This is a genomic window from Intrasporangium sp., from assembly GCF_040414665.1.
Classification (GTDB): domain Bacteria; phylum Actinomycetota; class Actinomycetes; order Actinomycetales; family Dermatophilaceae; genus Intrasporangium.
Genome location: NZ_JBEDUL010000140.1, coordinates 1 through 19,254, shown reverse-complemented (window position 1 = coordinate 19,254; position 19,254 = coordinate 1). Strand labels below are relative to the sequence as shown.

Below are 19,254 nucleotides of genomic sequence, written 5' to 3'. Positions count from 1 at the left end.
TCAGGCGGTCTCGGCCGGCGGCCCGGCCTGCGCGAACACGTGGACGGCCACGTCATCGGGAAGCGCCACTCCGGCTGACTGGTCCGAGCCCTCTGGGCTGACCATGACCCGGCCGTCCTCTCGTGTGACCGAGACGCGTTGTCCTGGCATGAGACCCGCGGAGGTGAGCAGCGCCAGCGCGTCGGGCTCGACCTGCACCGGCTCGCCGATACGACGGATGGTCACGGTGACGGGGGCCGCACCGGCCGCCTCGCTGAGCGCGACCAGGCCGGTGAGGAACTCACCCGACACGTCGAGCCCCAGCTCCTCGAGACCCGGGATCGGGTTGCCGTAGGGCGACTCGCGACCGTCCTTGATGAGGCGCAGGATCTTGCGCTCGACCTTCTCGGACATGACGTGCTCCCACCTGCAGGCCTCGTCGTGGGCGTACTCCCACTCGAGGCCGATGACGTCGACGAGCAGCCGCTCGGCCAGGCGGTGCTTGCGCATGACGCGCGTCGCCAGCAGTCGTCCCTCATCGGACAGCTCGAGGTGGCGGTCACCCGAGACCGACACGAGTCCGTCGCGCTCCATGCGTGCGACCGTCTGCGAGACCGTGGGGCCGGAGTGCCCGAGCCGCTCGGCGATCCGGGCCCGGAGGGGGACGATTCCCTCCTCCTCGAGCTCGAAGATCGTGCGGAGGTACATCTCGGTCGTATCGATGAGGTCGGTCACGGTCCTACTCTCTCAAATCCGTCACTCGTCAGGGCGCTCGCGCGGCGGCCCTGGTCGGGTCGTGGCGCGGAACCCAGATCCGCAGCCAGACCGCCCCCAGGGCGGCTCCTGCACCGAGGACCACGGACGCCGCGCCGAGCGTCATGATGGCAGTCAGCCCCGACAACGCCAACGGACCCGCTGCCCTTCCCACGTCGGCACAGAGGCGCCAGCCTCCGAGGAACTGCGAGCGCGCCTCGGGAGGGGACGCATCGGCCCCGAGCGTCATGATGAGGCCGGCGCCCAGTCCGTTCCCGAACCCGAGGACGGTGGCGGCGGCCGTCACGGCCACGAGCGTCGAGCTAAGCGGGAGCAGGGCCATGCCGAGGCCGAGGATGACCATGCTCGGCACCGCCGCCGCGACCCGGCCGTGCCGGTCCATGAGCCAGCCCGAGGGATAGAACAACAGCATGTCGACCGCCCCCGAGACCCCGAAGACGAGGGCGGTCTGGGCCGGCGAGAGCCCGACCGACTCGGCCCACAGCGGCACGAGGGCCTCGCGGACGGCACGAGCCCCGGAGACCCACAGGGCCCCGACCCCGAGCGTCATGAGGACCCGCCGGTGCTCCCTGAGAACCGAGCCCACCGACCGCTGCGGCGACTTGGCGGCGGTGGATCGCTCGGCGGACGTGATGTCGGGCGCGACGAGGACGAGCACGAACGCCCCCAGGCTCGCGACGCCACCGACGACGTAGGCAGCGCTGACGTCCCACCGCGCGACGACGATCGCCCCGAGGAACGGCCCGAGGAACCAACCGATCCGGTGCACCCCGCCGAGGGTCGACAGGGCCCGCGCGCGCATCCGGACCGGGACCGCCTCGGTCAGGTACGCCTGCCGAGCGAGTCCGAAGAGCGAGCCGGCGAGCCCGACGAGGATGATCCCGACGAAGAGGACCGCGAGCGAACCGGCGACGGCGGCCACGAGCATGCCGATCGCCTCGAGGATCGCCGCCACGAGCAGAGCGCGCCGCTCCCCAATGCGTGCGGCCAACGCGCCGGACGGTAGGTCGCCCAGGAGCGTCCCGAGCCCGAGCGCGGCGACGAGCAGGGCGGCGACACCGACCGAGGCGCCCAGGTCGCGCGCCGAGACGGCGATGATCGGTGCTACCGCGCCGGTGCCCGTGGAGCCGAGCAACGTCGGGCCGTAGGCCGACAGCGCGATGGCCCGCAGCGTCCCGCGCGTCCCCGCCTCGTCAGGCACGGTCATCCTTCGCACATTACGGCTCCGGGGCGGGTCGTTCCGACGGTGGCCACAGTGTGGTCACGCTCGCCGATGGCTCTCGTGCTCAGCGGTATCGGACGTGCCACGAGGGCCTAACGATTGCGTATCTGCGCTCGCTCGCGCCCCCGCCTTCACCGAACCATGGCGCTGTGGCCGGACTCTGCGACACGACCCTCCCTGGCCCGCCGTATGCCGCTGGGCTCACCCACCAGCGGGCGGCGGGGTGGGTGCCGTGACCGTTCCCGGACCCGCGTGGTCGGGTCCCCGTGGGACCGTCCTCTCGCTCGCCTTCGTCGCGACGGCGGCTGCCGTTCTCGCCGCGACGCTCGCGTCCGCCGTGGCGGCGGTGGTCGTCGGGGTCATCCTGCTCGGGGTCCTGCACGCCATCCTCGAGCTGCGCTACGTCGCGGGTCGCTTCTCCGGTCTGCCCCTGGGTCTGGGACACCGGTTCGTCGGGGTGCTGGGGCTGCTCCTCGCCGGCGCCATCGTCAGCCGGTTGCTCGCCGGCATCGTCGGTCGACCCGCGCAGGTGCTTGAGATCGTCCTCTCCTACGCGATCGTCTGCTGGGCCATCTCCCGAGTCGTGCCGGCGAGGCGACGGAGGTTCGCGTGGACCCTGACCGGACTGGCGGCGATGGCATCCCTGGTCTGGCCGGACCATCACTTCGTCGTCCTGGCGCACCTGCACCTCCTCGCGGTCGTCGCCTTCCTCTGGGACTGGTCACGGAGGCTGCCCACCGCCAGATCGCGGCGGGCCTTTCGGCTGGTGCAGCTGGGATGGGCGACGGGCCTTCCGCTGGCCATCCTGCTCGGGGCTGCCGATGCCTGGCTGGGAGCGGACACCGCGGTGGTGCGAAGTCTCGTGGAGGACGGCCACGCCGTCATCGAGGGGGTGGTGCCACCGGGCGAGGCCGGCACCGTTCTGGGCATGCGGCTCTTCGCCGTCTTCGCGTTCCTCCAGACCATGCACCTGCTCGTCTGGGTAGTCTTCTTCCCCCGCTACGCGCCGGAGGCCGCCACCGATCTCGAGGATCGGCTGCCGTGGCTCACGGGGGCTCGAGTCTGGGCCATCGGCTTCCTGGCGGCCGCATTCTTCGCGGTCCTGCTCGTCGGTGACTACTCGAGCGCCGTGCTGGTCCACGACGCCATGACGCTCCCCCACGTCTACGTTGAGGTGCCGCTGTTGCTCGCGCTGGTGGGGCGCTACCGGCCGCGTGACGACACCGTGGCCCCTGGCCCTGTCACGAGGCTGGCATCCGGTCCCGCCGAAACGCCTGTGCAAAACCACTTGGCGCCCGCTGGCACGGCGACGTACGGTCGTCCAAGAGCTACGGAAGGAGGTGATCCGAGAAGTGATTTCTTCCGGAACGTGTGAGGTGGCCACGCGATAGCCGCGTCCCCACCCACACTCAAGGATGAAGCAGGGCAGTCCGGCCAGTTCGGGCTGCCCTGTTCCTATGCCCAGTGGGCCCTCAGGGTTGGCGTCGGGACAGCGTCCACGAGCCGGTGTCGCTCAGGCTGCCGTCACCGGTTCGCGTGAACACGAGCCTGTCGTGGAGCCTGTTGCGGCGACCGGCCCAGAACTCGACCTCGTCGCACCTGATCCGATAGCCGCCCCAGAAGTCGGGAACCGGCACGTCTCCGCGCTGCCCCCGGTCCGGGTAGCGCTCGAGCGCCTCGTGCCACCGGCGCTCGAGCTCCTCCCGACCTGAGGCTGGACGCGACTGCTCGGACGCCCACGCCGACAGTCGCGAGCCATAGGGACGCGAGTCGAAGTACTCCGCGACCTCCTGCCTGCTCAGGGGCTCGGCCACGCCCCGGAAGCGGATCGCCCGGTGCATCGCCGGCCAGGTGAGCCCGGCCGCGATCCGCCGGTTGGCCGCGAGCTCGACGCTCTTGGTCGACTCCAGGTTCGTCACGAAGCCCGGCCCCCGGTCGTCGAAGAAGCGCATGAGCACGGTCCGCAGGTTGGGGGCGCCGTCCGGATCGACCGTCGCCACGGCCAACGCCAGGGGCTCGGATCCCTCCACCCACGAGTGCGCCGCAGCGAGCGCGCCGTCCACCCAGGCTCGGATCTGCAGGTAGGGCGACGCGAGGACGTCGCTCTCCGCGAGACCGTCCCTCGGGGCGTCGAGGCTGCCGGTGTCGGTGGGATCGGGTCCGGGCATGCGGCCAGACTAGGGTTTGTTCCGAGGCAGCCGACCATGAGGAGTCAACAGATGGCAGGCAAGGGGAAGGCGGTCGTCAAGGTCGTCAAGGTGGGAGCGAAGTACGGCCCACAGATCTGGGTCGCGACCAAGGCGTTCCACGGACCGGCGAAGGAGGCGGCCCAGAAGGTCATGGCCAGCGAGAAGGCCCGCAAGAGCGCCTACGAGCACGCCAAGACCCTTGCCGACGGCAGCATCCTCAAGGTCTACGAGGGCGACCGGTCGCTGTGGCTCGTCTTCAGCGGCGACACGGCGATCACCGTCTACCCCGTCTCGCCGACGCCGCTCCCCCGGCTCCTCCAGGGCGCGGACCTGACCAAGCGCATCCGCCCCGCGGACCGGCTGACCGCCAAGGACCGAGCCAAGGACGCCGCGACCTCCGCGCTCCGACGGGGCAAGCCCGGCAGCATCAACTGACGGGCCGGCCAGGCCATCTGCCACTGGGCTCCCTTCCCGGCCCACGCCGCCGACCGCTCGAGTGTGCACTCCGCGCCGGCTCCCCTCCCTCGAGTGTGCACTCCGCGCCAACAGCGACGGGAGCGATCACGGGACCAACCGCCGTCACATCCGATGCCCACACAAGAGGTGCCACGCCTCGTCCCGTCAATCGTCCCCGGCGCGATGCGAGCGGCGCGAACTGCACACTCGACGAGAGGGTGGGTGGGGCGGGTAGGTCAGTCGGCGAGACGCCCGAAGCGAGCCGGCGCCCTCGGTCGAGTGTGCACTCCGCGCCGGCCCCCCTCGGTCGAGTGTGCACTCCGCGCCAGCAGCGACGGGAGCGATGACGGGACCAACCGCCGTCACATCCGACGCCCACACAAGAGGTGCCACGCAACGTGACGTCAATCGTCCCCGGCGCGAGGCGAGCGGCGCGAACTGCCCACTCGACGAGAGGGTGGGTGGGGCGGGTAGGTCAGTCGGCGACCTTGATGCCGAGTTCTCCTGCCAGGTGCTCGGCCAGCTCGATGAGCTGGACCCGGCTCACCGTCGCACCCTTGAGTGCGGCCACGCCACGCGGGGAACGCAACGTCGCGCCGGAGAGGTCGACAGCGGCATACGACCCCGTGCCGAACTCCGGCTCCACGAGAGTGCACCCGTCGAAGCTCACCCCAGCCACGGTCGCCTCGCCGAGGTCGAGCTCGCTGACGACGCAGTCGACGAACTGCACGTCCTTGAGGACGGCACCGCGCAGGTTGAGGAAGTCGATCTTGCCGCCGCGCACGGTCACGTCGCGCCACGTCGACCCCCACGCCGACACGGCAGCGAGCCGGCAGCCGTCGATCGTGACGTCGCTGAGGCTGGCCTGCGCCAGCACCACCCCGACTCCGCGGACGCGCTCCCAGGTGCACTCGGACCATCGTGAGGACTCCAGGTGCACGTCGTCGAGGGTGCAGCCGACGAGCGCGCACTCGAGGAAGCTGGTGCCCTCGAAGTGTCCGCGGCTCAGGTCCGTCCCGTCGAAACGGACCAGGTCGAAACCGTTATCGCGACCAACGGCGGGGCCGCCCGTGAGAACGGCGTGCGGGTAGACGGTCTGGTCGGCAGGGCCCAGCATCCCGTCAGTCTGACAGCCCCGTCGGACCATGCCGGCCGTGCCGTGCAGAATGGCTAGTGGCCCACACCGGGGTGGCGGACCACGCCGGTGACCTCGAACGCGACAAGGACCGTCATGGCAGACCACGCGCCCGACCCGGACTTCAAGCCAGGCCTCGAAGGAGTCATCGCCTTCGAGTCGACGATCGCCGAGCCGGACAAGGAGGGCGGCGCCCTGCGATATCGCGGGGTCGACATCGAGGACCTCGTCGGGCACGTGTCCTTCGGCAACGTGTGGGGACTGCTCGTCGACAACAAGTTCAACCCCGGGCTGCCGCCGGCTGAGCCCTACCCGCTCCCGGTCCACACCGGTGACGTTCGGGTCGACGTCCAGTCCGCCCTCGCGATGCTCGCCCCGGGCTGGGGCTTCAGGCCGACGCTCGACATCGAGCCCGAGGAGGTCCGGGAGAACCTGGCCCGCGCCGCCGTCATGGCCCTCTCCTTCGTCGGGCAGTCGGCCCGTGGGCTCGACAAGCCGATGGTGCCGCAGTCCGAGGTCGACAAGGCCGGCACGATCACCGAGCGGTTCATGATCCGCTGGCGCGGCGAGCCCGACCCCAAGCACGTCCAGGCCGTCGACGCCTACTGGGTGTCGGCCGCTGAACACGGCATGAACGCCTCGACCTTCACCGCGCGGGTCATCACCTCGACCGGGGCTGATGTCGCGGCTGCTCTCTCCGGAGCGGTCGGCGCGATGTCCGGCCCGCTCCACGGCGGGGCGCCCTCACGGGTCCTGCACATGCTCGAGGGCGTGGAGCAGCTGGGCGACGCGACCGCCTACGTCAAGGGTGTGCTCGACCGTGGGGAGCGGCTGATGGGCTTCGGGCACCGGGTCTACCGGGCCGAGGACCCCCGCGCCCGGGTGCTGCGATCGGCTGCCCAGCGTCTCGGCGCCCCGCGCTTCGAGGTCGCGGCCGCGCTGGAGAAGGCGGCCCTGGCAGAGCTCCAGGCCCGTCGCCCCGACCGCGTCCTCGCCACGAACGTCGAGTTCTGGGCCGCAGTCATCCTCGACTTCGCCGAGGTCCCGCCGCAGATGTTCACCCCCATGTTCACCTGTGCCCGCACGGCCGGGTGGTCCGCCCACATCCTCGAGCAGAAGCTGACCGGTCGCCTCATCCGCCCCTCAGCCCGCTACATCGGGGAAGGCCCTCGCAAGCCGGAGGACGTCGATGGCTGGTCACGGGACATCGCCCACTGACTCTGCGGCGCTGCGAACAGGCCCGTCAACGCGCGGATGTTCCACTCCCACAATGCAGCCCAGCGGCATACAACTCATGCCGTATGCCGCTGGGCTCGTTCCGCCGTCCCGCTGAGTCACGTTGTGGCCGGCCAACGCTCCCTGCCGAGTGGCGGGTCACCCCGTCGGCTGGAAGTAGTGCCTGTCCATCCAGTGGACGACCTTCATGCCGATCACGGCACCCTGCACGTCGGCCGATCGGAAGTGGATCCCACCCCAGACGCGCGCGTCGATGATCTCTTTGAGCGCATCGGAGAGCCGGTCGAAGGACCGTGGCTCGGCGGGGAAGCGGCCGGAACGGATCGTAATCCTGACCTTGTCCGTGCCGAAGAAGGACTGGGTGGCATCGAGCGCGCCCCCACTGACGCACCCGTGCCCGGACGGGTGGTCGGGGAAGGGTGGCGTCGCCAGCGGCGGCGTTGTCGGAGTGGTCGGGTCGAACAGTGATCGCCACGTGGGGTCGCCGACTGTCGCCGGGTTGCCGTCCGAGTTGCCCTCGCGGATGGCGGTGATTGGCCGCCAGAAGTTCCAGTAGTTCTTGTTGTTCCAGCAGGCGATCGCACCGTCGGCCGCGGCCAGGTTCACCATGGCGAGCAGGCGCGCCCCTTGGACTGCATCCAGAGCGTGCCCCGAGATGAGGTCGCGCGCCATGCCGTTCCACAGGGCCGTCGGGGCGAACTGCCAGAAGATCGCGGCGGTCGTCTGGTCCGCGGTGCGCCGGGTGCTCGTCAGGGAGCCCAGCTCCTTGACCTCGTTGTACTCCTTGGCGTACTTGTCGCTCGTCAGGGCGTTGGGGCCGGAGGAGCGGAACTGGTCCGGACTCGTCATGAGGAACGGCCGCATGGAACCGACCCACCCATCGGGGTCGGTTCCGGTCGGCGGCGTCGGGCGCCACTCACCGGGGCCGGTTCCGATCACCGGGGTGAATGCACCCATGAAGCCATCACCTGCGCGAGCGGCGAGCATGGCTGCCGCGGCGGCGGCTCCGGCGCGGACGCCCTCGCTCTCGGCCACACCGTCCGGGATGCCGGCCAGGGTTGCGGAGTAGATCGCGTCAAGCCCGGCGACCTGGTCGGACGGGACGATGGCCACGAGCACGTGGTGGGCCGCCGTGGCGATCGCGGCATCGACCGATGCCGCGGGGTCGACGTCCAGGGCCGAGACGTCGACGAGGTACGACTGGTGCCCACGATCGACGGCGTTGACGGCGTCGTAGACCGCCCCCTGGACCATCGCGATCCCACGCGTCTGGCCATGCGCCGTGGGGCGCAACGGGATGGTGTACTGCTGCGCGGTGAGATTCCAGGCGCGCAGCACGTCGGAGTCAGTGGATGCCACTGACGAGGACGCAGGCCCAGCCGCCGAGACGGTTGCCCCGGGAGCGATCGCGGCGGCCAGGACCACGGCGGTGGCGACTCCCCAGATGGTGCGTGAGTTGGTGCTGTGCATCTCTTCCTCCTGTCCGGGCATGACCGGCCCGAGGGCTCGGTCGCCGTGTGGTCGCCCCAGAGTGAACGAGTACACAAGCCCGGCGGAATACGACGTTCTACGTATGCAGGGGGTCGCTCGGACCTCACAGCACGACGCAGATGCGTATTCCACCAGCCTGACTCGAGACCTACCCTCGTAGGAGGGCGAGGCCGGAGGGAGGCGTCGTGGGTGAGTCGTTCGTGACGGGCCGGGACGCGCGCCGGATCCTCGACATCGTCGGCGACGCGACAGCTGAGGACCCGGGCGAGCTGTTCTACTCGAGCGTCCTGCGCGGAATTGCCGAACTCGTCCCGTGCGAAATGGTGACCCTCCAGCTCTCCGACATCGGGCACCACAGCATCGATGGCCTCCGCCTCGTCGGCGGAAGGACGGTGCGGCACGCACAGAGCCTTGACGAGACCTATGCCTTCTGGTCCGCATACTTCGAGCCGGGCGGCTGCTCGTACGACGCGATCCGGCCGGGACTGCCCGACTACTCGTTGGTCGTGCGCCGTTCCGACCGGTTCGGTGACCGCGAGTACCTCCGGTTCGCGATGGGCCGGGTCATGCGGGGCTGGAGCGTGCGTCACGAGCTGCTCGCGGCGATGCAACCCTTCGGCGCGCTCGACCGCCGGCTCCTCCTCTTCCGCTCGGACGGCACGGACTTCACCGATCGCGAGGTGGAGATCGTCCGCCTCATCCGCCCCCACGTCGGTGAGCTCCATCTGCGCCGGGTCCGCGAGCTGGCCGGCGAACCGAACCTCACGAGCCGGCAGTGGGAGGTGCTCCGCCTGGTCTCCCTCGGGGCGAGCAACCACCAGATCGGGAGCCATCTCGGCATCTCTGAGGCCACGGTGCGCAAGCACCTCGAGAACATCTACCTGCGCGTCGGCGCCGCGAGCCGGACGGAGGCGATCCGCAAGGTCAGCGGTTTCCTCTGAGGCGGGGCGACTCCCCTCTGGCGTCCGGCTGGCGCAACGGTGCGCCCCGAGCAGGTCGAGCACGTCGCAACGCTCGGTCGCACGACCGAGCCCAGCGGCATACGCCATCTGTCTCCCCTGCCTGAGGTCACGCGTGACGAGCGGCCCGGGGCCTCGCCCCCGAGCGGTACAGCGCCACGAGGGTCGCCACGAGGACGAGGGCAACGCCGGCTGCCACGAGCACCGCCCAGTTCGTCCCGGACGACACCGGGGCGATGGGGTCCATCGGCGGAAGCGGAGCAGGCTCGCCGCCCCCCGGGGGCGGCACGTTGACGGCGAGGGCCGCTCGCCCACTGGCGACGACCGTCGCGGCGACGACGACGAACATCGCCGCGAACCGAGCAAGCTTGTGCCTGAACATGATTCCCACCCTTCTCGGCTGGCGCCCTGTCTGGGCGCCTCGATGCCTCCAGAGTGCGGACCGGGGCAGCCACAGCGGAATACGACGAACCGCGTACGCCGATGTGCGAGCGCCGCAGCCGTCGGCGGCCGGCTAGCGGAAACGCGTATTCCCTGGCGCCGATGACGCGACCTACCCTCGATGGAGGGGCAGATGGAGGGAGGCCCCGTGGGTGAGTCCTTCGTGACCGGCCGTGACGCGCACCGAATCCTCGAGATCGTCCACGACGCGACGGCTGACAACGACGACGAGGTGTTCTACTCGAGCGTCCTGCGCGGGATCGCCGAGCTGGTCCCGGGCGACGTGTCCTTCCAGCTCGCGGACATCGCGCAACACCGGAACGAGGGACTGTGCCTGGTCGACGGGCGGGCGGGGCCGCTGACACCGGGCGAGGACGATGACTTCGCGTTCTGGTCGGCGTACTTCGCCCCGGGCGGCTGCTCCTACGACGCCATCCGTCCGGGGCTGCCGGACTACAGCGTGGTCGTGCGACGCTCGGACCGGTTCGGCGACCGCGAGTACCTCCGGTTCGCGATGGGCCGGGTCATGCGAGGCTGGGGTGTCCGTCACGAGCTGCTCGCGGCGATGCAGCCGTTCGGCGCGCTCGACCGCCGCCTCCTCCTCTTCCGCTCGGACGGTCGAGACTTCACCGACCGCGAGGTGGAGATCATCCGGCTCATCCGCCCCCACGTCGGCGAGCTGCACCTGCGACGGGTTCGCGAGCTCGCGGGTGAGCCACACCTGACGGCACGGCAGTGGGAGGTGCTGCGCCTGGTCTCCCTGGGAGCGAGCAACCACCAGATCGGGCGGCGTCTCGGCGTCTCGGAGGCCACGGTGCGCAAGCACCTCGAGAACGTCTTCCTGCGCATCGGCGCGGCGAGCCGGACGGAGGCGATCCGCAAGGTCAGCGGCTTCCTCTGAGGGGCGGGCTCCCTCCAGTGCACCGCCCGGGCAGCGCCGGCTGTGGCTGTTCACACAGCGGTCGGCCGTGTCGTGCAGTCAGGCGCCTGCGGTTGAATGAAGGGTGACAACGGCGTCACCCGTCAGCAACTCACCCGCCACGCGACCCGCGACCGTGGCCCCCACCCCAAGGTGCAGACCGTGACCGACGCCCCCGCGACGACCCAGCCGACCATCACCATCCCCGCCGAGCTCATCCCGTCCGACGGCCGCTTCGGCTCCGGTCCCTCGAAGGTGCGCCCCGAGCAGGTCGAGCACCTCGCCAGCCTCGGCCGGACCGTGCTCGGCACGTCGCACCGGCAGGCCCCCGTCAAGAACCTCGTCGGCTCCGTCCGCGAGGGCCTGCGCAGCCTCTTCAGCCTCCCGGAGGGCTACGAGGTGATCCTCGGCAACGGCGGCTCGACCGCCTTCTGGGACATCGCCGCCTTCGGCCTGGTCCGCGACCGCGCGCAGCACCTGTCCTTCGGCGAGTTCTCGAGCAAGTTCGGCAACGTCACGCAGGCGGCCCCCTTCCTCGGCGACTCGACGATCATCAAGGCCGACCCCGGCACGCTCGCCACGCCGCGCGCCGAGGCGGGCATCGACGTCTACGCCTGGCCGCACAACGAGACCTCGACCGGCGTGATGGCCCCGGTCCAGCGCGTTGCGGGGGCCGACTCCGACGCGCTCGTCCTCGTCGACGCCACCTCCGGTGCCGGCGGCCTCCCGGTCGACATCACCCAGGCCGACGTCTACTACTTCGCCCCGCAGAAGTGCTTCGCCTCCGACGGCGGTCTCTGGCTCGCGCTCTTCTCGCCCGCCGCGCTCGCTCGGGTGGAGGAGATCGCCGCGACCGGCCGGTGGGTGCCCGACTTCTTCAGCCTTCCCACCGCGATCGACAACTCGCTGAAGAACCAGACCTACAACACGCCCGCTGTCGCGACCCTGGCCATGCTCGACGCGCAGGTCCAGTGGCTCAACGGCAACGGCGGCCTCGACTGGGCGACCGCGCGCACGAAGGACTCCTCGAGCCGCCTCTACGAGTGGGCCGAGACGACCTCCTACACGACGCCCTACGTCACCGACCCCGCCGCCCGCTCGCAGGTCGTCGGGACGATCGACTTCGACGATGCGGTGGACGCGGCCGCCGTGGCCAAGGTCCTGCGCGCCAACGGCATCGTCGACGTGGAGCCCTACCGCAAGCTCGGCCGCAACCAGTTGCGCGTCGCGATGTTCCCGGCCGTCGAGCCCGACGACGTGAGCACGCTGACCACGGCCGTGGAGTACGTCGTCTCCCAGCTCGGCTGAGTCTCAACGCCTTTCGCCGTATGCCGCTGAGTCCCTTCCCCTCGCGGCCGGCCTGACGCTCCTCCCGCACCAGCAGGCACGTGCCGCGCGGAGCACACTCGACCCTAAAAGACTGGGACGCAGCACATCGGGGATCCATGCTGATGTCCTACCGACACCCAGCGAAGGGGACTCAGATGCCGCAGGTCCGCGTTCACAATCTTTCGATCTCGCTCGACGGCTTCGCCACCGGCGACGGTCAGAGCCTTGAGGCCCCGTTCGGCCATGCCGGGCAGCGACTTCACGAGTGGTATGTCGGGACGCGCTTCTTCCATCGGATGGGCAACCAGCCGGGTGGCACCACGGGTGCCGACAACGCCTTCGCCGCGCAGCACAACCCGGGGATCGGGGCCGAGATCATGGGTGCCGGGAAGTTCGGTCCGCCCGGCTGGCAGGACGACCCGGACTGGAAGGGGTGGTGGGGACCGAACCCGCCCTTCCACACGCCGGTGTTCGTGCTCACCCACCGGCCGCGCCCGTCGATCGAGATGAAGGGCGGCACCACGTTCCACTTCCTCGACGCCTCCCCGAGCGAGGCCCTCCAGCGGGCTCGGGAGGCCGCGGGAGACCGGGACGTCCGGATCGGTGGTGGGCCGACCGTCGTGCGCGACTTCGTTGCGGAGGGCCTGGTCGACCACCTGCACGTCGCCCAGGTTCCGATCGTGCTCGGACGCGGGGTGCGCCTGTGGGACGGGCTGGAGTCCGTCGAGCAGAGCTACGACATCGAGGCGGTCTCGACCCCGACCGGCGTGACGCACCTGACGTTCACGGCAAAGGGCCGGTGAGGGGACTCAGAAGAAGGCAGCCACCACGGCGATGACGATGAACAGCGCAAGGGCAGCGACGGTCAGCCGGTTCCGGGTCCGGAAGTTCACTTGGCCACCAACTGTCGCGTCTCCGGCCGGTCGAGCCGAACTCGCAGCCGCGGCCGGCGCTGCGTCTGGAAGGTCACCGCTACATTGTGCCTCCGCGCGAACCACAGGGCCACGGCGGCGACACTGAGCCCCACCGTGATGGTGCCGATCGCGATCGTCCAGCGCGCGCCCCATGCGTCGCCGATCCAGCCGATCATCGGCGCACCGAGCGGGGTGCCGCCGAGGAAGATCGCCATGTAGAGCGCCATGACCCGGCCTCGCATGACCGGCGAGACGCTCATCTGGACGAGCGCGTTGGCCGTCGTCAGGGCAGTGAGCGCCGCGAGACCGGTCGGGACGAGGTAGATCGCGAACAGCTCGAAGGTCGGCGCCGTCGCAAGCAGGAAGGTCGAGACGGTGAACCCCGCGAGCGCGACCATGAGGACGCGGATCCGGGGGCGTCGCCGGGCCGACATCAGGGCCGCCGACAGTGAGCCGACCGCCATGATGGAGCCCAGCACGCCGAACTCCCCCGGGCCCTTGTGGAAGACCTGCGTCGACATGAGCGCCATGGTCATCTGGAAGTTCATCCCGAACGTCCCGAGCACGAAGACCAGCGCCATGATGAGGATGAGGTCGGGCCGCCGCCGTACGTACCGCACTCCCTCCCGGATCTGGCCCTTGCCGCGGGCTCGTGGGACCAGCTGCAGGCTTCTCTGGTCGATCCGGAGGAGCGCGACCAGTACGAAGACGAAGGAGATCGCGTTGATGTAGAGGGCGGGCGCGAGGCCGAACCAGGCGATGACGAGACCCGCGACACCTGGGCCGAGGAGCCGGCCGAGGTTGAACGACGCGCTGTTGAGAGCGACCGCGTTGGCGACGTGCTCGTGGTCGACCATTTCGGAGACGAAGGCTTGACGCGACGGGTTGTCGATCGCCGTGGCAACACCCTGCAGCAGGGCGAGGGTGTAGACGTGCCACAGCTCGACGACGCCGGCACCGGTCAGGACGGCGAGCGCCAAGGCTGTGACGAGGAGCGCGGTCTGCGTCCAGAGGAGGATCTGCCGCTTGGGGAACCGATCGGCGATCATCCCGGCCCACGGGGCGAGGATGAGGAACGGCAGGAACTGCAGGCCGGTCACGATGCCGAGCGCGGAAGCCGAATGGTCGGTGAGGACGGTGAGGACGAGCCAGTCCTGCGCCACCCGGCCCATCCAGGTGCCGACGTTGGAGACGAGTGCACCCGACGCGTACCGCCGGTAGTTCGGCACCCCCAGCGAGTGGAAGGTCGGACTCACTTGGTCGCCACCTTCGCGAGGACGGCACTTGCCTGCTGGAGCAGGGCGAGCTCGTCCCCGGACAGGTTGGCGAACCGGTCCAGCATCCACTCATCGCGGTGCCGCCGGATCCGCCTGACCGCCTTGCGGCCCTCGGGGGTCAGGGACAGGATCACCTGGCGCCCGTCCAGGGGGTCGTCCGCACGGGCGATGTAGCCCTTGTCGACGAGGCAGCCCGTCGTGCGCTTCATGCTCGGGGCCGATACGCGCTCGACCTCGGCGAGCTCGCTGTTGGTGTGCGGGGCGTCCTCCAGCCGCGCGAGCACCGAGAACTGGTGCGGCGGCAGCTCGCGGTCGGACTCGAAGCGGACCCGGCGAGAGATGCGCATGCAGGCGAGGCGGATGTCGTTCGCCATCGTGACGCGTTCGGATCGGGAGAGCGGCTTGGCGGCGGGGACGGTCACGAAGGTTCCTCAGAGTCAGAGTCGGGCACTGATTAGCCTAACTCATTAGCCTTGCTAATCATTCCCTGCGCCCGTCCCTGCCCGTCCCTGCCCTCCCAGCCCCTCCCCCGCAACACACCGAGCACGGGTCAACCCCTGACGGTTATTTCCGTCAGGGGTTGACCCGTGCTCGGTGTGTTGCGGGGTGTGAGGGCTACGTCAGGATGTTCTCGAGCGGCGTCTTGATGAAGTAGATGACGAAGAACGCCGTCACGATCCAGAGCAACGGGTGGACCTGGCGGGCGTGCCCGCGGGCGATCTTGATCAGGACCCAGGCGATGAAGCCAGCCCCGATGCCGACGGTGATGTTGTACGTGAACGGCATGAGCACGATGGTCAGGAACGCCGGCAGCGCCACCTCCATGTTGTCCCAGTCGATGTTCTTGACCTGCATCATCATGAGGAAGCCGACGATGACGAGCGCGGGCGCCGCGGCCTCGGACGGCACGACGGCGAAGAGTGGCGCGAGGAACGTCGCCAGCAGGAACAGGACGCCCGTGACGACCGAGGCGAGGCCCGTCCGGGCCCCCTCCTCGACACCTGCCGCCGACTCGATGTAGCTCGTGTTCGAGCTGACCCCACCGGCGCCACCCGCGATCGCCGCGACCGAGTCGACGACGAGGATGCGCTCGGTGTTCGGCGGGTTGCCTTCCTCGTCGAGCAGCTCGGCCTCGGTGCCGATGGCGACAACCGTGCCCATGGTGTCGAAGAAGTCGGCGAGCAGGAGCGAGAAGACGAACATGATCGCGGTGACGAACCCGAGCTTCTCGAACGACCCGAGCAGGCTGAACTGGCCGAGGATCCCCAGGTCCGGCGTGTTCGTGATCGACTCCGGCAGCGCAGGCACGGTCAGCGACCAGGCCTCCGGGTTCTGCAGCCCCTGGTCGGTGAAGATCCGTGGCCCGATCTGGAAGACCGCCTCGATGACGATGGCCAGGACCGTTGCCGCGGCGATGCCGATGAGGATGGCGCCCTTGACCTTGCGGATGAGCAGCACCGCGATGAGGAAGACGCCGAAGACGAAGACGAGCGTCGGCCAGCCGTTGAGGCTGCCGCCGATGCCGAGCTCGCTCGGGACCGACCCCGGCGACGTCGGGCGGCGCGCGAAGCCGGCGTCGATGACCCCGATGAAGGCGATGAACAGGCCGATGCCGACCGAGATCGCGACCTTGAGCGGCGCCGGGATCGCGTGGAAGACGGCCGTGCGGAAGCCGGTCAGGACGAGGACGAGGATGATGACGCCCTCGATGACGACCAGCCCCATGAGATCCGCGAAGGTGATCCCCTCCGCCGCATGGGTGAACACCATGCCCGCGATGAGGCCGTTGATCCCGAGGCCGGCCGCGAGCGCGATGGGGAAGTTCGCGACGAGTCCCATGAGGATGGACGTGATGCCGGCGATGACGGCCGTGCCCACGGCGACGAGCAGCTTGCTCTGCTCGAGGTCGGCGACGCCGCCGATCATGAGCCCGGAGCCGTCCGTCGCGCCGGACAGGATGATCGGGTTGAGGACCACGATGTAGACCATCGTGAAGAAGGTGACGAATCCGCCTCGGACCTCGCGGGCGACGGTCGACCCGCGCTCGGTGATCCTGAAGAAGCCGTCGAGTCGTCCGGTCGCTACCGGACGCTGGGTGGTTTCGGTCGACATGGCGGGCACTCTAGTGGTGCAGAGGAGGTCCTTGGCCGTTGGTCCGCGACGGATCGCGCCAGGGATCACCTAGGCTGGCCCACGTGACCGACCAGACCCCTCCCCGCCAGCCCGGGGAGCCCCTCGAGCCGGTTCACGTCCCCATGCTCAAGATCGTCGAGGCCGGGATCGTCGCGTGGGCAGTGGCGCTCGTCGTCACCCTCGTCGTGCCGGCCCTGCACGCGGGTGACCGCGACTGGTGGCCGTGGACGTGCGTCGCCGGCATGGGCCTGGGCGCTATTGGCTGGGTCTACCTGCGCCGCGGCCGCGGCAACGCGAAGGACGCCGCCTGACGCAGACTGTGGCCGTATGCCGCTGAGCTCAGTCCCGCTCGCGCGTGCCCTCGCCCTCGTCCTCCGTCTGCGCGACGACCGCGTCCCCCTCGATCGAGTGGACAGCTTCCGGGGCCGGCTCGTCCGCGCCCTCCTCGGCCGAGTCACTCGCAGGTGTGGCGTCCTCGTCGGCCGGCAGGACCTGCTCGACGTCGACGGCGAGCTCGTCGACGATCGGCTCACCGATCGGCGTCGGCTCGGGCTGCTCGATGTCAGTCTCCGAGTGGGCACCGCACCCGTGGTCGAGCGAGACGACCCGCCCGTCGGACGGGCTCCACTCGTTGGCGCAGACACCGAAGACCGCCCGGAGCGCGCCGGCCATCGGCACGAAGTAGCCGCACGTCGAGCAGCGAGCGGTGGCCTTGAGTGCGATCTCCGCCTTCGGACCACTCTCACCGTCGTACCAGCGCGTGGCCGCCGCGTCTCGTCCCTCGGGGGACAGGACCCTGGGTCGGCCCAGGCCCAGCTCGACGATGGCCAGCTGGTCGACGTCCTCGTCGCCGGTCGCCTCGAAGCCCGCCTCGAGGTTGGGGTCGTCCTGCCGTCGCGGCAGCACGTCGCCGGGACCCAGGTCGCCGGGCGCGAGCCGGTCGGCATAGGGCAGCCACTGCGGCGCGAGGACCGCCTCGGGCCCTGGCAACAGGTTCGTCTCGCAGACCGTGGCCACCTTGGCCCGCGGGACGCGAGCCACGCTGACCCCCCACCGCCAGCCGTGGTAACCGGGCGAGAGGCACTCGAACCAGTGCATCGCGAGGCGCTCCCCGAGCATCTCCATCCCCGAGTGGGCGCCGACCGTGCCCGGCTCGGCAACCTCCTCGAGGGCGGCCCGGGCGAGGTCGACGGCAGCGAGGAGCACCGCGTCCGACCTGGCCGCGTCCCGCTTCGACGTGAGCGTTGGCACCATCGCGTCAGCCCTCGAGCTGGTCGGCGACCTTGCGCAGCGCTTGAGCCACCTTGGAGCCGAAGTCCTTGTCCGGGTAGCGCCCCCTGCGCAGGCCGTTGCTCACCTCGTCGAGAACCTGCATGGCGTCCTCGACGATGACGACCATCTCCTCGGTGGGCTTCCGGTCGCGCTCTCGGCGCTTGCTGACGAGGGACGGTGCCGGATCGAGGACACGCACCTGCAGCGCCTGCGCCCCCTTGCGGCCCTGGACGACGCCGAACTCGACGCGAGTCCCCTTCTTCAGGGTCGTCACGCCCTCGGGCAGCGCGTTGGCGTGCAGGAACACGTCAGCGCCATCGTCTTCCGCGATGAAACCGAAGCCCTTGTCGGCGTCGAAAAACCTGACCTTGCCAGTCGGCACAGTCCACCTCGTTGCTCGTCTGATTGGCGCCCACCAGTGGCCGCGCCCCGCCAAGCCTATCTGCTGGTCGCCCGACCCAGATCGTGCATTCAGCGGGGTGAGATCCCCCACGTGCCGGTCCACTCGTCGCCGGGCGCGAGCGTGATGAGCGAGTCCCCGGAGTTGAAGGCGTCAGCCGGACACGTCATCGGTTCCACGGCTATCCCGGGAACGCCGAGACCCTTCTCGACCGCACCGGTGAAGACCTGGACCCAGGGGAACGCCGCGTCGGCCCACACCACGATGCGGCCGACCGCTTCGGTCGCGACCTCACAGCGCCACATCCCGTCGTCATCACGGACGAGGTCGGTGAACGCAGTGTCCAACCGGGTGTCGCCGAGCGGCCGGCGCTGACGGAGGTCAACGCCGCTGCCCTCGACGCCGAGTCGCCGCGTCGGTATGAGGCGGTCATCCACCTCGAGCCAGGTCGAGGCGGGCACCGTGACCTGCACCTCGGGCAATGGGGTGGACCCGATTGCGAGGTAGGGATGGGCCCCGTAGCCGAACGGTGCCGGTGTCTGGCCCACGTTGCGGGCAGCGGTCGTCACGACGAGGCCGCTGTCGTCGAGGACGTAGGTCGTGCGCAGGTCGAGCGGGTGTGGCCAGCCGGGCTGCGGGTAGAGCCGATAACCCACCGTGACCGACTCCGCCTCGTGCTCGATCAGCTCCCAGACGGCCCAGCGGACCAGCCCGTGGCTCGCGTGACCGCGTGCGACCTCGGTGATCGGCAGCTGCTGCTCCGTGCCCTCCCAGGTGTACCTGCCGTCCCTGATGCGGTTCGGCCACGGCATCAGCTGCTGGCCGCGACCGGTCTGCGGCGACTCGTCGGCGCCGTAACCGGCGACGAGGGGCGATCCCTGCCGAGTCAGGGCGCGCAGGCCGCCGCCCACCTCGACGACCGTCGCCTCGAAGGGGCCATGCCCGATCGTCCACTGCTGCCCGGTGGGTGCCGCCGATGACGCCGCGAAGGACGGACGGCCGGGCTCCGGGAAGAGAGCGCTCATGGCTCCACGCTAGTGGAGCCGCATAGGTTGGGGGCGTGGCCATCAACAGCCTGGAGAGGCGGTCGCCCCGCAGCCTGGCCGACGACATCCGGGGGCGTGACGA

Annotated in this window: 20 protein-coding genes; 8 read left to right on the top strand and 12 right to left on the bottom strand. The window is 70.1% G+C overall.

What is annotated here, in order from left to right:
* Both ABF401_RS14390 and ABF401_RS14385 read right to left on the bottom strand, forming a co-directional pair.
* Nucleotides 1-714 (bottom strand): iron-dependent transcriptional repressor DtxR, encoded by a 714-nt coding sequence (locus ABF401_RS14390; protein WP_353510257.1) that lies wholly within the window; start codon nucleotides 712-714, stop codon nucleotides 1-3.
* Between the two features lie 28 nt (nucleotides 715-742).
* Nucleotides 743-1,960: an MFS transporter gene (locus ABF401_RS14385; protein WP_353510256.1), complete on the bottom strand. Its 1,218-nt coding sequence runs from the start codon at nucleotides 1,958-1,960 to the stop codon at nucleotides 743-745.
* Nucleotides 1,961-2,207: 247 nt separating this feature from the next.
* Between ABF401_RS14385 and ABF401_RS14380 the strand changes: the two genes are divergently transcribed.
* A complete protein-coding gene (locus ABF401_RS14380) occupies nucleotides 2,208-3,350 on the top strand; it encodes a hypothetical protein (protein ID WP_353510255.1) in 1,143 nt (380 codons plus the stop codon).
* A gap of 97 nt (nucleotides 3,351-3,447) precedes the next feature.
* On the opposite strand, the gene pdxH is transcribed toward ABF401_RS14380, so the two are convergent.
* The gene (pdxH, locus tag ABF401_RS14375; RefSeq protein WP_353510254.1) at nucleotides 3,448-4,143 is read right to left on the bottom strand and encodes a pyridoxamine 5'-phosphate oxidase; all 696 of its coding nucleotides are present in this window, start codon (nucleotides 4,141-4,143) and stop codon (nucleotides 3,448-3,450) included.
* 51 nt (nucleotides 4,144-4,194) lie between these two features.
* Here pdxH and ABF401_RS14370 point away from each other — a divergent pair, with 51 nt between their 5' ends.
* Complete coding sequence (locus tag ABF401_RS14370) at nucleotides 4,195-4,599, top strand: hypothetical protein (protein ID WP_353510253.1); 405 nt, start codon at nucleotides 4,195-4,197, stop codon at nucleotides 4,597-4,599.
* Nucleotides 4,600-5,095: 496 nt separating this feature from the next.
* Here the strand turns inward: ABF401_RS14370 and ABF401_RS14365 are convergent, their stop codons facing one another.
* On the bottom strand, nucleotides 5,096-5,737 hold the full coding sequence (locus tag ABF401_RS14365; protein WP_353510252.1) for a pentapeptide repeat-containing protein: 642 nt from the start codon (nucleotides 5,735-5,737) through the stop codon (nucleotides 5,096-5,098).
* Nucleotides 5,738-5,851: 114 nt separating this feature from the next.
* Between ABF401_RS14365 and ABF401_RS14360 the strand changes: the two genes are divergently transcribed.
* Complete coding sequence (locus ABF401_RS14360) at nucleotides 5,852-6,973, top strand: citrate synthase 2 (RefSeq protein ID WP_353510251.1); 1,122 nt, start codon at nucleotides 5,852-5,854, stop codon at nucleotides 6,971-6,973.
* A gap of 156 nt (nucleotides 6,974-7,129) precedes the next feature.
* On the opposite strand, the gene ABF401_RS14355 is transcribed toward ABF401_RS14360, so the two are convergent.
* Entirely contained in the window at nucleotides 7,130-8,461 is a 1,332-nt protein-coding gene (locus tag ABF401_RS14355; protein ID WP_353510250.1) for a vanadium-dependent haloperoxidase, read from the bottom strand.
* Nucleotides 8,462-8,667: 206 nt separating this feature from the next.
* Between ABF401_RS14355 and ABF401_RS14350 the strand changes: the two genes are divergently transcribed.
* Entirely contained in the window at nucleotides 8,668-9,423 is a 756-nt protein-coding gene (locus tag ABF401_RS14350) for a helix-turn-helix transcriptional regulator (RefSeq protein WP_353510249.1), read from the top strand.
* 127 nt (nucleotides 9,424-9,550) lie between these two features.
* Here ABF401_RS14350 and ABF401_RS14345 read toward each other — a convergent pair whose 3' ends face one another.
* Nucleotides 9,551-9,823, bottom strand: coding sequence for a hypothetical protein (locus ABF401_RS14345; RefSeq protein ID WP_353510248.1), 273 nt, complete (start codon nucleotides 9,821-9,823; stop codon nucleotides 9,551-9,553).
* Nucleotides 9,824-10,030: 207 nt separating this feature from the next.
* Between ABF401_RS14345 and ABF401_RS14340 the strand changes: the two genes are divergently transcribed.
* From ABF401_RS14340 to ABF401_RS14330, 3 genes are all read left to right on the top strand, one after another.
* Entirely contained in the window at nucleotides 10,031-10,783 is a 753-nt protein-coding gene (locus ABF401_RS14340) for a helix-turn-helix transcriptional regulator (protein WP_353510247.1), read from the top strand.
* Nucleotides 10,784-10,963: 180 nt separating this feature from the next.
* Entirely contained in the window at nucleotides 10,964-12,109 is a 1,146-nt protein-coding gene (gene serC / locus ABF401_RS14335; RefSeq protein ID WP_353510246.1) for a phosphoserine transaminase, read from the top strand.
* 176 nt (nucleotides 12,110-12,285) lie between these two features.
* A complete protein-coding gene (locus tag ABF401_RS14330; protein WP_353510245.1) occupies nucleotides 12,286-12,933 on the top strand; it encodes a dihydrofolate reductase family protein in 648 nt (215 codons plus the stop codon).
* A gap of 86 nt (nucleotides 12,934-13,019) precedes the next feature.
* Here ABF401_RS14330 and ABF401_RS14325 read toward each other — a convergent pair whose 3' ends face one another.
* From ABF401_RS14325 to ABF401_RS14315, 3 genes are all read right to left on the bottom strand, one after another.
* Complete coding sequence (locus ABF401_RS14325; protein WP_353510244.1) at nucleotides 13,020-14,300, bottom strand: MFS transporter; 1,281 nt, start codon at nucleotides 14,298-14,300, stop codon at nucleotides 13,020-13,022.
* On the bottom strand, nucleotides 14,297-14,743 hold the full coding sequence (locus ABF401_RS14320; RefSeq protein WP_353510243.1) for a MarR family winged helix-turn-helix transcriptional regulator: 447 nt from the start codon (nucleotides 14,741-14,743) through the stop codon (nucleotides 14,297-14,299). The genes ABF401_RS14325 and ABF401_RS14320 overlap by 4 nt, the downstream gene beginning before the upstream one ends.
* Before the next feature lie 193 nt (nucleotides 14,744-14,936).
* A complete protein-coding gene (locus tag ABF401_RS14315; RefSeq protein WP_353510242.1) occupies nucleotides 14,937-16,433 on the bottom strand; it encodes an NCS2 family permease in 1,497 nt (498 codons plus the stop codon).
* Between the two features lie 83 nt (nucleotides 16,434-16,516).
* Here ABF401_RS14315 and ABF401_RS14310 point away from each other — a divergent pair, with 83 nt between their 5' ends.
* On the top strand, nucleotides 16,517-16,765 hold the full coding sequence (locus ABF401_RS14310; protein WP_353510241.1) for a DUF2530 domain-containing protein: 249 nt from the start codon (nucleotides 16,517-16,519) through the stop codon (nucleotides 16,763-16,765).
* Between the two features lie 28 nt (nucleotides 16,766-16,793).
* Here ABF401_RS14310 and ABF401_RS14305 read toward each other — a convergent pair whose 3' ends face one another.
* The 3 genes from ABF401_RS14305 to ABF401_RS14295 form a co-directional block, all read right to left on the bottom strand.
* Nucleotides 16,794-17,708, bottom strand: coding sequence for a DUF3027 domain-containing protein (locus ABF401_RS14305; RefSeq protein ID WP_353510240.1), 915 nt, complete (start codon nucleotides 17,706-17,708; stop codon nucleotides 16,794-16,796).
* A gap of 4 nt (nucleotides 17,709-17,712) precedes the next feature.
* The gene (locus ABF401_RS14300) at nucleotides 17,713-18,108 is read right to left on the bottom strand and encodes a cold-shock protein (protein WP_353510239.1); all 396 of its coding nucleotides are present in this window, start codon (nucleotides 18,106-18,108) and stop codon (nucleotides 17,713-17,715) included.
* An 89-nt stretch (nucleotides 18,109-18,197) separates the two neighbouring features.
* Nucleotides 18,198-19,151, bottom strand: coding sequence for an aldose 1-epimerase family protein (locus ABF401_RS14295; RefSeq protein ID WP_353510238.1), 954 nt, complete (start codon nucleotides 19,149-19,151; stop codon nucleotides 18,198-18,200).
* Nucleotides 19,152-19,254 lie beyond the last annotated feature (103 nt).